This window comes from Piscicoccus intestinalis NBRC 104926 (genome assembly GCF_001515525.1).
GTDB classification, from domain to species: domain Bacteria; phylum Actinomycetota; class Actinomycetes; order Actinomycetales; family Dermatophilaceae; genus Kineosphaera; species Kineosphaera intestinalis.
In genome coordinates this window covers 1-11,027 of record NZ_BCNQ01000150.1, presented here as the reverse complement: position 1 = coordinate 11,027, position 11,027 = coordinate 1, and the positions used below count along the sequence as shown (strand labels likewise).

Below are 11,027 nucleotides of genomic sequence, written 5' to 3'. Positions count from 1 at the left end.
GGCGCGGCACCCGCTCGCGCGCTACATCGGCATCCGGCTGCTCGTCAGCGTGCTGCTCGTCTGGGGCGTCACGCTGGTGACGTTCGTGCTCACGGCGCTGGTGCCGGCCAACCCGGCGGCCGCGGCGCTCGGCGAGCGCCAGGCGAGCGACCCGGCGGCGGTCGCGGCGTTCGAGCGGGAATGGGGCCTCGACCAGCCCCTGCCCGTGCAGTACGGCATGTACCTGGGCCGGCTCGTGCACGGCGACCTGGGGCGATCCACGCAGACCCGCAACCCGGTGGCCACCGACCTGGCCTCCGCGTTTCCGGCCACGGCCGAGCTGGCGATCGCGGCGCTGACGCTGTCGGTGCTGCTCGGCGTCGGGCTCGGCATGGTCGCGGCCATGCGGCACCGCTCGATCGCCGACCAAGCGATCCGGGTGTTCAGCCTCATCGGCATCTCGACGCCCACGTTCTGGCTCGCGCTGCTCATGTTCTACGTGTTCTTCTACCAGCTCGGATGGGCCCCCGGATCGGGCCGGCTCGACGCGCAGTTCATGCCGCCGCCGCGGGTCACCGGCCTCTACACGGTCGACGCGCTGCTCGCCGGGGAGTTCGTCGTGTTCCGCAACGCGCTGGCGCACCTGGTGCTGCCCGCCTCCGTGCTCATGCTCTACACGGTCGGGCTGCTCACCCGGTTCTCCCGCACGGCGGTGCTCGACGCCCTCGGCAACGACTACGTCACCGCGGCCCGCGCCAAGGGGCTGCCGGGGCGGGTCGTCACGCTGCGCTACGTGCTGCGCGGCGCGCTGCTGCCGATCCTCACGGTCGTCGGCCTGACGTTCGGCTCGCTGTTGTCCGGCGCGGTGCTCACCGAGACCGTCTTCGCGTGGAACGGCCTGGGCCAGTACGCCTACAACGCCGCGACCACGCTCGATCTGCAGGCGGTCATGGGCGTCGGCCTCGTCGTCGGCGTCACCTACATCGCCATCAACTTCGTCGTCGACCTCCTGTACGGCGTCATCGACCCGAGGGTGCGTGCCCGATGAGCCTGACCACCCGCCCCGGCAGCTCCGGCAGCCCTGGCAGCCCCGAAAGCCCTGGCGGCTCCGGCGCGCCGGACGACGTGTTCCCGCCGCCGCGGCGCCGGCTGCTGCAGTGGCCGGCCTTGTGGCGGCAGCCGCTGACGGTCGTCGGCGGGGTCATCGTGTTCGCCTGGCTGCTCGTCGCGCTGTTCGGGCGCTGGATCGAGCCGTTCGATCCGCTGGCTCAGAGCGCCAACCGACTCGCGGCGCCCGGCGGGGAGCACCTGCTCGGCACCGACACCCTGGGCCGGGACGTGCTCTCGCGCATCATCGCCGGCGCCCGCGTCACGCTCCCGCTGTCGATCCTGCTCGTCGTCGCCTCAATGCTGTTGGGCAGCACGCTCGGCGCGATCGCCGGCTACTTCGGCCGGTTCGTCGACGAGGCCATCATGCGTATCGCCGACCTCGTGTTCGCGTTCCCGACGATCATCCTCGCGATGGTCATCACGGCCGCCCTCGGGCCGGGCCTGCAGAACGCGGTCTTCGCGATGCTGCTCGTCAGCTGGCCGCAGTACGCCCGCGTCACCCGCTCCCTCGTGCTCGGCGCCCGCAACCGCGAATACGTCGTCGCCTCACGGCTGCTCGGCACCGGGGTGTTCCGCTCGCTGACCCGCGACATCCTGCCGAACATCCTCGCGCCGATCCTCGTGCTCGCGATGCTCGACTTCGGCAGCGCGATCCTGCTGCTGTCCGGCCTGTCGTTCCTCGGCCTGGGCACGGTGCCGCCGACCCCCGAGTGGGGCGCGATGGTCAGCGAGGGCGTGCAGCAGTTCAGCGCCTGGTGGATCGCGGTCTACTCGGGTCTGGCGATCTTCAGCGTCGTCGTCGCCTTCAACCTCATCGGCGACTCGCTGCGCGACGCCCTCGACCCGCGGTCGCAGAAGGCCGTCGGCGGGAGGGCACTGTGAGCACCGTGAGAACCCAGACCACGTCCCCCACCTCACCGGGCGCGCAGGGCCGCGACGCCGGGCTCGTCATCGAGGGCCTGCGACTGTCGATCGGGGGCACGACGATCCTCGACGGCGTCGACCTGCAGGCCCCGCCGGGGCAGGTCACCGGGCTGGCCGGCGAATCCGGCTCCGGCAAGACGATGACCGGCATGGCCGTGCTCGGCCTGCAGCCGACCCAGGCGCGGGTCGCGGGCAGCATCCGCTTCGGCGGCACCGAGCTCGTCGGGGCCTCCACGCGGTCGCTGGCCCGGCTGCGTGGGAGCCGGATCGCGATGATCTTCCAGGACCCGACCGCCTCCTTGCATCCGATGCTCTCGGTGAAGGCGCAGCTCACCGACCACATGCGTCATCACCTCGGCGTCTCCCGGGCGGAGGCGACGCGGCGGGCGCTCGAGTTGCTGCGCCAGGTGCGGGTGCCCGACCCCGAGGGCGCGCTGCAGCGCTACCCGCACCAGTTCAGCGGCGGGCAGCTGCAGCGCATCGCGATCGCCTCGGCGCTGGCCTGCGAGCCCGAGCTGCTCATCGCCGACGAGCCGACGACGGCGCTCGACGTCACCGTGCAGGCCGGAATCCTGCGCCTGCTGCGGCGGCTGTGCGACGACCTCGGCATCGGGATCGTGCTCATCACCCACGACCTCGGGGTCATGAGCGCCCTGGCCGACAACATCGCCGTCATGCGCCACGGCCGCGTCGTCGAACACGGCAGTCGCTACGACGTCATCCGGCACCCGCAACACGACTACACGCGCTCGCTCATCGACTCCCTGCCCGAGCACCAGGAGCCGGCACCGGCCGAATCGACGCCACCCGGGTCGACGCCACCCGGGTCGACGCCACCCGGGTCGACGCCACCCGGGTCGACGCCACCCGGGTCGACGCCACCCGGGTCGACGCCACCCGGGTCGACGCCAGCTGAGTCGACGCCGACGAGCCACACCGAAGGAGGCCCCGATGGCCGGTGATCTCGTGCTCACCGACGCCAGCGTCACCTACCGTCAGCGGGCGGGTGTCAGCCTCACCGCGGTCGACTCGGTGAGCCTGTCGATCGCGCCGGGCGAGGTCGTCGGGCTCGTCGGCGAGTCCGGCTGCGGCAAGTCGACGCTGGCGAAGGCCGTCTGCGGCCTGGAGCCGCTCTCGGGCGGTTCGGTGACGTTCGACGGGCAGCCTGTGCGCCCGCTCGGGCTGCGCCGCCGCCCCGAGCGTCTCCAGCGCATCCAGATGGTCTTCCAGAACCCGTACGCCTCGCTCAACCCGCGGCGGCGGGTCGGCGCGCAGATCGACGACGCGCGGGCGATCCATCCCGGCGGGCCCAAAGGCGCCCCGAGCGTCGCCGCGCTGCTCGACGACGTCGGCCTACCCGAATCGGCGGCCCGGCGCTACCCGCACGAGTTCTCCGGCGGCCAGCGGCAGCGCATCGCGATCGCGCGCGCGGTGGCCGCTGGTCCGGAGTTGCTCATCGGCGACGAGCCCATCGCCTCCCTCGACGCCTCCCTCCAGGCCCGCATCGCGCTGCTCATGCGCCGCATCGCCCTGGACGCCGGCGCGGCCCTGCTGTTCATCAGCCACGACCTCGCGGTGGTGCGCCTCATCGCCGACCGCGTCGCCGTGATGCACGGCGGGCGGGTCGTCGAGCAGGGCCCCACCGAGCAGATCTGGTCCGATCCGCAGGAGGCCTACACGCAGCGCCTGCTGGCGGCCATCCCCGTCGCCGACGGGCTCGGGCACCTCCCCGACGTCGCCGAGATCGTCGGAGCCTGACCGCGCCGGGCTCAGTCTCCAGACGACAGCGGTCCACTGCCCGGTCTCACATGTGCGTCCGGCCCGGCCACGGCGGCGGCGCGCAGGGGTCCCGCGGGCCCGCCTGCCGACACCAGGCCTCGCCGCCAATCGCCCACGAGCACACCGACCCCCGCACCTGGCCTCACCCGCGGCCGCCACGTTGGGGGCCGCTAACCCGCCGCCTCTGCGGACGCTGAACCGAGCCAGCCCGGTGTGGCAGATCACACCTTCGTTGCGGATGAAGAAAGTTTGGTAGCCACCTGTGCCCAACTTGGGTGACAGTGCTACGTTGCCACCACTTGGCACGGCGTTTGTCGTGCTTATTTGTCGTGCGACGAGTCGGTTCGACAGCGAGCACCCGAGAGCAGGCGAGAGGCGGCGCATATGGCGACCTCACCAACGCAAACACAGCAATCGCCAGACACACCCAGAGCCCACATGCTGGTCGGCAAGGGCTGGGTCCAGGCGGTTGCGCTGGTCATGATCTTCGGCTTCTTCGTCATGGGGATCCTGGCCTTCCGCACCTACACCGCCTCCATGCCGATGCCGGAGCGCGTCGTCGCGGAGAACGGCGGCCAGCCCGTCTTCAGCGGGGAGGACATCACCGCAGGCCAGGAGCTGTTCCAGGCTCGCGGCCTCATGCAGTACGGCTCGATCGTCGGCCACGGCGGCTACCTCGGCCCCGACTTCACGGCCGACTACCTGCGCCGCTCGACCCAGATCGTCGACGAGCGGCTGCGCGCCGCCGGCACGCAGGACCCGCAGGGCGCGCTCGTGCAGGAGTTCCGCACGAACCGCTACGACCCGGCCACCGGCGTGCTGCAGTACACGCCCAACCAGGTCGCCGCGTTCGAGCAGCTCACCCAGTACTACGCGGACTTCTTCGGTCCGCAGGCGGCGACCAACGGCCTCAAGGCCGACGCCATCACCGACCCCACCGAGATCCGGCAGCTCACGGCCTTCTTCTCGTGGACGGCCTGGGCCAGCGCCGCCACCCGCCCCGGGCACGACTACAGCTACACGAACAACTGGCCACCGGAGCCGGCGGTCAACAACCACCCCACCGCCGACCTCATCGTGTGGTCCGCGCTATCGCTCATCGCGCTCCTGGGCGGCACCGGCATCCTGTTCGCCATCTACGGTCGCTGGAGTCGCAAGATCGGGTGGCACTCCGAAGAGGCGCCCCGCATCTCGTTCCGGCAACCCGGCGAAGTGGGCCTGACGAGGTCGCAACGCGCGACCGCGTGGTTCTTCATCGTCATCGCGGTGCTGTTCCTCGCCCAGGCCATGCTCGGAGCCCTCGCGGAGCACTATCGCGCCGACATCTCGAGCTTCTTCGGGCTCGACTTCATCGTCAACCTCTTGCCGTTCAACCTGTCCCGCACCTGGCACGTGCAGCTGTCGCTGTTCTGGACCGCCGCGAGCTTCCTGGCCGCAGGCATCTTCCTCACGCCGTTCATCAGCAAGCGTGAGCCGAAGAACCAGCACGTGCTCGTCTACATCCTGTTCGGCGCAGTGGCCTTCGTCGTCTTCGGCTCGCTGGCCGCTGAGGCCCTCTCGATCCACGGCGTGAGCTGGGCCAAGGGCCCGCTGTTCGCGCAGCAGTGGGAGTACCTCGACCTGCCGCGCGTGTTCCAGGTGCTGCTGACCGCCGGCATGTTCATCTGGATCGCGATCGTCTACCGCGGCATCCGCTCGCGCCTCAAGGGCGAGAGCAAGGGCAACATGCCGTGGCTGTTCTTCTTCGCCGCCCTGGCCATCCCCGCGTTCTACGCGGTCGGCCTGCTGGCCCGCACCGACTCCCACCTGACGGTGGCCGAATTCTGGCGCTTCTGGGTCGTGCACCTGTGGGTGGAGGACTTCCTCGAGCTGTTCACCACCGTCATGGTGGCGTACATCTTCGTGCTGCTCGGCGTCGTCCGCGAGAAGATCGCCCTCGGCATCATCTTCCTCGACATCATCCTGTACTCGATCGGTGGCGTGCTCGGCACGATGCACCACCTGTACTTCTCCGGCACGCCGGTGGAGCACATGGCACTCGGTGCGTTCTTCAGCGCCGCGGAGGTCATTCCGCTGACGTTCCTGACCGTCGAGGCGTGGGCGTTCATGCAGTTGGGCGCCCGCCAGGACAACAAGTCCAGCGCTCCGTTCCCGCACCGCTGGGCGGTCATGTTCCTCGTGTCCGTGGGTTTCTGGAACTTCCTCGGAGCCGGTGTGTTCGGCTTCCTCATCAACCTGCCGATCGTGTCCTACTACCAGATCGGTACGGCACTGACGGCCAACCACGCGCACGCGGCGATGATGGGCGTCTACGGCATGCTCGGTGTCGGACTGTCGATGTTCGCGTTGCGCTACCTCGTGCCGCGCGAGAAGTGGTCCGACAAGCTGGCGAAGATCTCCTTCTGGAGCCTGAACATCGGCCTGGCCTGGATGGTGTTCGCCACGCTCCTGCCGCTCGGCGTGCTGCAGCTGTACCAGTCGGTCGGCAACGGCTACTTCGAGGCGCGCGACCTGGCCTACATCACGAGCAACACCAACGTGCTGCTCGAGTGGGGCCGGCTGCCCGGCGACGTGATCTTCCTGATCGGTGGAAACCTGCCGTTCCTGTGGATCGCGCTGCAGGGTCTGCTGAACTATCGCAAGGGCAAGACCGTCGACGAACTGCCTTCGGACGTGCTGTACACCCAGCTCGAGCCGGGCACCCAGTCGAAGGTCTGACACCCGCAACCGGCTGCGAAAGAGGGATCTGATGAGCCCACCGTCCATCAGCGTCGTTCTCGTCTGCGTGTACGCCGCCTGCCTGCTCGTCGTGGCGGTCGCCTTCGACCGCCTCGGCGCGCGCAGCGCGTTGCGCTCGGCCTCCTGGCGGCACGGCAACTTCCTCTACCACGAGGACGCCGACGCCTGGAAATGCCATGAGGACCAGTGGCTGTGGCCGACCTCGTTCGATCCCGAGAAGCGAGTCATCCGCTACGCCGGGCAGCACGCGATCTGCGGTCGCTGCCCGGCGAAGGCGGAGTGCTCCCCGACCCCCGGGCCCCGGGAGCTGACCCGCAACGTCGACCCGTGGCCGCACAGCGAGGCGGGCCGCTTCCACCGCGGCGTCAGCGTGGCGATCGCGGCGGTCGCGCTGATGATGGTGCTGGCGATGCTGCTCTTCGGGGCCACGGACACCGCCGACGTCATCCTGCTGCTGGCGGCGCTGGCTCTCGTGCTCGCCGTCGGCATCCCGCTGTCGCGGCACCTGTGGAACACCCCCGACGGCTTTCCCGAGCACCTCGTGCTCGAGACGCCGGAGGAGGACACCACCGGTGTCATCGCCCCCGACGGCACCCGCAAAGCCACCCTGTCGACCGAGAACGTCGACGCGGTCCTCGCCCGGCACCGGCGCGGAGCCGGTGCCGGGCGGACCGGCGGGAGCGGCGTCCCCGGCGGGGCCGGCGCCACCGGCGGGACCCGCAACGGGGTTGCCCTCCCGACGCCCCGCTACCGCAGCGACCGCCTCGATCAGCGCGGCTGACGCACCAACCCACAACGAAGGACGAGCTGTATGCCTTTCTGGAGCGTGCCGGTCTCGGCCGCCGTCGTCGTCATCGGAATCCTGGCGTGGCTGTCGATCAAGGTCATCCCGCAGTACGAGCGGGGCGTCGTCTTCCGGCTCGGCAAGCTGCGACCGGTCTACGAGCCGGGCCTGCACCTGCTGATCCCGGGGGTCGACCGCCTGCAGCGCGTGGACACCCGCGTCGTCACGCTGACGATCCCGCCGCAGGAGGTCATCACCAAGGACAACGTGCCCGCGCGCGTCAACGCGGTCGTGCTGTTCAACGTCATCCGCCCCACCGAGGCGATCATGGAGGTCGAGAACTACGCGGTGGCGACGAGTCAGATCGCGCAGACGACGCTGCGCTCGGTGCTCGGCCGCGCCGACCTCGACACCCTGCTCGCGCACCGGGACGACCTCAACGCGGCGCTGCGCGAGATCATCGAGACGCTGACCAACCCGTGGGGTGTGCACGTCAACCTCGTAGAGATCAAGGACGTCGAGATTCCCGAGCAGATGCAGCGCGCGATGGCCCGGGAGGCGGAGGCCGAGCGCGAGCGCCGCGCGAAGGTCATCAACGCGCGCGGTGAACTGCAGGCCAGTGAGGAGCTGCGGCAGGCGGCCGACACGCTCAGCCGCTCCCCCGCCTCCCTGCAGCTGCGCTACCTGCAGACGCTCCTGGAGCTGGGCGCCGACCAGAACTCCACGGTCGTCTTCCCGCTGCCGATGGACATCGTGGGGCCGCTGCTCGGCAAGCTCGGCGTCAACGGCGCGCACAGCCCCGCGTCGGCGGGCTTCAACGGCAGCAGCGCCCCGAACGCCGCGGCCGAGCGGCACTGATCCGCGGGCCGGGGTTCGGCACCGGGAACGGCTCGACCCGGCCGGTGACCGGCCGCGGCGGGCGAGTTGTACCGAGACAAGCCAGGGGTGTCACGCACGTGACACCCCTGGCTTGTGTCGAAGAGTTGGGTCAGTGGCGGGCGCGCAGGTCGCGGCTGACGGCGCGCGACGCCGCCCAGGCGTGGTGCTGGTGATGGCTGCTGTATGAACCGCGGGCGCCGGCTCCGACGGGCTCCGGCGCGGTGATCGACTCGGTGAGGATCTGGCGGATCTCGTCCTCCATGGTGTTGCCGTTCTCGATGGCGCGCTCACGGATGGCGGCCACGACCTCGGGTGCGAGTCCTCGCACGCGAACTTCAAGCACGACGATGTGCTCCCTTCGCATTTGCTCGAAGTTCGACCATACGGGGCTCGCGGCCGCGGTGTGGTCACTTCCGAATGAATGGGCGGCGCGTCGCCCAGGCGCGCGACGGCCTGGGCCAGGCTAGCTTTCGCCATGGATTGTGTGTGATGCGAACCGCTGAAAGTCCTTGCCATTTCACGGATCACAGCGGACTGGCAGGCTGGGCACATGGAGTCGTCGACCTATGTCGTCATCGGAGCCGGCCTGGCGGGCGCCGCGACCGCCTGGCACCTGGCCCGCTCGGGTCACGAGGTGAGCGTCGTCGAACGCACGACGCCCGCTGCTGCCGACGGCAGCTCGCACGGATCGGCCCGGATCTTCCGGTACGGCCACGACGAACCGTTCTGGATGGATCTCGTCGTGCGGGCGCGCGCGGTCTACGACGAGCTGGAGGCGGTCAGCGGCACGCGGCTCATCACCCCGACCGGCTCCCTGGATTTCGGCGCGCGGCGGCAGCCCGCCCTGCTGGCCCGGCTCATGGCCGACGCGGGGGTCGAGCACGAGCTGCTCACGGCCGCGCAGGCGCGGCAGCGCTGGCCGCAGCTCGCCATCGACGGCGAGGCGCTGTGGCACCCGGCGGCGGGGGTCATCGACGCCGAGCCCACGGTCGAGGCGATGCTGGAGCAGGCGCGGCGGCACGGCGCGCGGGTGCTCACGCACTGGCCGGTCGAGGGCGTAGAGCGGTTGGGTGGCCGGGCGGGCTTTCGGCTGCGCGGCCCCGGCGGGCAGACGCTGGAGGCGGGTCACGTCGTCGTCGCGGCCGGCGGCTTTCTGCCGGCCCTGCTCGACCGGTTGCCGCTGCCCGCGGGTTTCCGGGCGTCGCTGCCCGCGCTGCGGGTGACCCAGGAGAGCGCCGTCCACTTCCCGTTCGCGGAACCGTTCGCCGAGCCTGGCGCCGCGTGGCCGACGTTCATCCACGACACCAACGACCTGCGCATCTACTGCCTGCCGGGCGGTCGTGACGCCGGCGACCGGGGGCAGAAGATCGCCGAGTTCGGCACGGGCCGACCGCTCGGCTCGGCGTACGACCAGGACGGAGTCGTCGACACGGCGAACGTGGCACGACTCGTCGAGTACGTGCGACGGCACCTGCCGGGGCTGGAGCCCGAGCCGTATGCGAGCACGACCTGCCTGTTCACCTTCACCCCCACCGACGATTTCCTCGTGGACAGCGCCGACGGCATCACCCTCGTGTCGCCGTGCTCGGGACACGGCGCGAAGTTCGCCCCGCTCGTCGGGCAGCTCGCCGCCCACGTCGCCACCGGCGGCGTTCCGGTCGATCGCTTCACCGCCGCCGCGATCTCCCGCGCAGGCTGAGGGCGCCCCGACCCACCCGCACTCGACTCCCGAGTTCGCCCACCCGTCCGCGCCCGCCTCCGAGTTCGCCCACCCGTCCGCGCCCCGCCGCCCGAGTTCGCCCACCCGTCCGCGCCGCACAGCTCGCCACCACCTCACCCGCGTTTCGCACGGGAGCCTGTGCCACCACCCTGGACCGGTCGGCTGCCGCGGGACCGCCTCCGCGGGGGTGGTTCGGCGTCACCAGACCGGTCCCGTCTCGCGGTGAGAGATCCGGCATCCGGCCTATAAGACCGCCCGACGTCGCAGGCGGCACGAATCAGCGGCGCCGCGCGCGCCCCGGCACAGACAGCGGGTCGAAGCCGTACGGCAGCTCGAGGCGATGGGCGGCCATGAGCGCGGCGTCGGCGAGCACCTCGCGGGTGGGGCCGTCGGCGACGAGCCGCCCGTCGTCCATCACGAGGCTGCGCTCGCACAGCTGCAGGGCGTACGGCAGGTCGTGCGTGATCATGAGCATCGCGACGTCGAGACCCTCGAGCACGTCGGCCAGCTCGCGCCGGCCGGCGGGGTCGAGGTTGCTGCTCGGCTCGTCGAGCACGAGGATGCTCGGCTGCATCGCGAGCACCGTCGCCACCGCCACCCGGCGGCGCTGCCCGAAAGACAGGTGGTGCGGCGGCCGCTGCGCCACCTCGGCCATCCCGACCTGGGCCAACGCCGTCTCGACACGGGCGCGCAGCACGTCACCGCGCAGGCCCAGGTTGGCCGGCCCGAACGCGACGTCCTGGGCGACGGTCGGCATGAACAGCTGGTCGTCGGGGTCTTGAAACACGAGTCCCACCCGGCGGCGCACCTGGGCGAGGTGAGCCGGCCCGACCGCGAGTCCGTCGATCGCCACGCTCCCGGAGGCGGTGTCGCCCGGTCCGGGCAGGATGCCGTTGAGGTGCAGGGCCAGGGTCGTCTTGCCGGCCCCGTTGGGCCCCAGCAGCGCGACGCGCTCGCCGGGCTCGATGCGCAGGTCGAGACCGAAGAGCACCTGGCGGCCGTCGGGGTAGGCGTAGGCGAGCCGGCGGGTCAGCACCGCCGGCGGGTGCCCGGGCTCCGGCGTCTCGGCCGGCGGGTAGCCCGGCCCCGGCGTCGCCGCCGCCGCGCGCACCG

At 71.1% G+C, this 11,027-nt stretch carries 10 protein-coding genes; 8 read left to right on the top strand and 2 right to left on the bottom strand.

What is annotated here, in order from left to right; all coding sequences use genetic code 11:
- From PINTE_RS17905 to PINTE_RS17875, 7 genes are all read left to right on the top strand, one after another.
- On the top strand, window positions 1-1,027 hold a 1,027-nt coding region (locus PINTE_RS17905; protein ID WP_068433487.1), incomplete at its 5' end, for an ABC transporter permease.
- Window positions 1,024-1,971: an ABC transporter permease gene (locus PINTE_RS17900; RefSeq protein WP_084343766.1), complete on the top strand. Its 948-nt coding sequence runs from the start codon at window positions 1,024-1,026 to the stop codon at window positions 1,969-1,971. The genes PINTE_RS17905 and PINTE_RS17900, both read left to right, overlap by 4 nt.
- A complete protein-coding gene (locus PINTE_RS17895; protein ID WP_245643037.1) occupies window positions 1,968-2,975 on the top strand; it encodes an ABC transporter ATP-binding protein in 1,008 nt (335 codons plus the stop codon). The genes PINTE_RS17900 and PINTE_RS17895 overlap by 4 nt, the downstream gene beginning before the upstream one ends.
- Complete coding sequence (locus tag PINTE_RS17890; RefSeq protein WP_068433483.1) at window positions 2,965-3,771, top strand: ABC transporter ATP-binding protein; 807 nt, start codon at window positions 2,965-2,967, stop codon at window positions 3,769-3,771. The genes PINTE_RS17895 and PINTE_RS17890 overlap by 11 nt, the downstream gene beginning before the upstream one ends.
- 459 nt (window positions 3,772-4,230) lie before the next feature.
- The gene (locus PINTE_RS17885) at window positions 4,231-6,510 is read left to right on the top strand and encodes a nitric-oxide reductase large subunit (RefSeq protein WP_245643036.1); all 2,280 of its coding nucleotides are present in this window, start codon (window positions 4,231-4,233) and stop codon (window positions 6,508-6,510) included.
- Window positions 6,511-6,541: 31 nt separating this feature from the next.
- Complete coding sequence (locus tag PINTE_RS17880) at window positions 6,542-7,312, top strand: hypothetical protein (RefSeq protein ID WP_174524028.1); 771 nt, start codon at window positions 6,542-6,544, stop codon at window positions 7,310-7,312.
- Between the two features lie 30 nt (window positions 7,313-7,342).
- Window positions 7,343-8,173 carry a slipin family protein gene (locus PINTE_RS17875; protein ID WP_068433475.1) on the top strand — a complete coding sequence of 277 codons (831 nt, stop codon included), beginning with the start codon at window positions 7,343-7,345 and terminating at the stop codon, window positions 8,171-8,173.
- Between the two features lie 130 nt (window positions 8,174-8,303).
- On the opposite strand, the gene PINTE_RS17870 is transcribed toward PINTE_RS17875, so the two are convergent.
- Complete coding sequence (locus PINTE_RS17870) at window positions 8,304-8,522, bottom strand: FitA-like ribbon-helix-helix domain-containing protein (protein WP_157087343.1); 219 nt, start codon at window positions 8,520-8,522, stop codon at window positions 8,304-8,306.
- Between the two features lie 222 nt (window positions 8,523-8,744).
- Between PINTE_RS17870 and PINTE_RS17865 the strand changes: the two genes are divergently transcribed.
- On the top strand, window positions 8,745-9,893 hold the full coding sequence (locus PINTE_RS17865; protein WP_068433472.1) for an FAD-dependent oxidoreductase: 1,149 nt from the start codon (window positions 8,745-8,747) through the stop codon (window positions 9,891-9,893).
- A gap of 298 nt (window positions 9,894-10,191) precedes the next feature.
- On the opposite strand, the gene PINTE_RS17860 is transcribed toward PINTE_RS17865, so the two are convergent.
- Window positions 10,192-11,025, bottom strand: a complete 834-nt coding sequence (locus tag PINTE_RS17860; RefSeq protein WP_084343765.1) for an energy-coupling factor ABC transporter ATP-binding protein — start codon at window positions 11,023-11,025, stop codon at window positions 10,192-10,194.
- Between the last annotated feature and the right edge of the window lie 2 nt (window positions 11,026-11,027).

Excerpts from the sequence above, each read along its gene's own strand:
- PINTE_RS17900 (WP_084343766.1), top strand. The coding sequence starts at position 1,024 with ATGAGCCTGACCACCCGCCCCGGCAGCTCCGGCAGCCCTGGCAGCCCC.
- PINTE_RS17890 (WP_068433483.1), top strand. The coding sequence starts at position 2,965 with ATGGCCGGTGATCTCGTGCTCACCGACGCCAGCGTCACCTACCGTCAG.
- PINTE_RS17885 (WP_245643036.1), top strand. The coding sequence starts at position 4,231 with ATGCTGGTCGGCAAGGGCTGGGTCCAGGCGGTTGCGCTGGTCATGATC.
- PINTE_RS17880 (WP_174524028.1), top strand. The coding sequence starts at position 6,542 with ATGAGCCCACCGTCCATCAGCGTCGTTCTCGTCTGCGTGTACGCCGCC.
- PINTE_RS17875 (WP_068433475.1), top strand. The coding sequence starts at position 7,343 with ATGCCTTTCTGGAGCGTGCCGGTCTCGGCCGCCGTCGTCGTCATCGGA.
- PINTE_RS17865 (WP_068433472.1), top strand. The coding sequence starts at position 8,745 with ATGGAGTCGTCGACCTATGTCGTCATCGGAGCCGGCCTGGCGGGCGCC.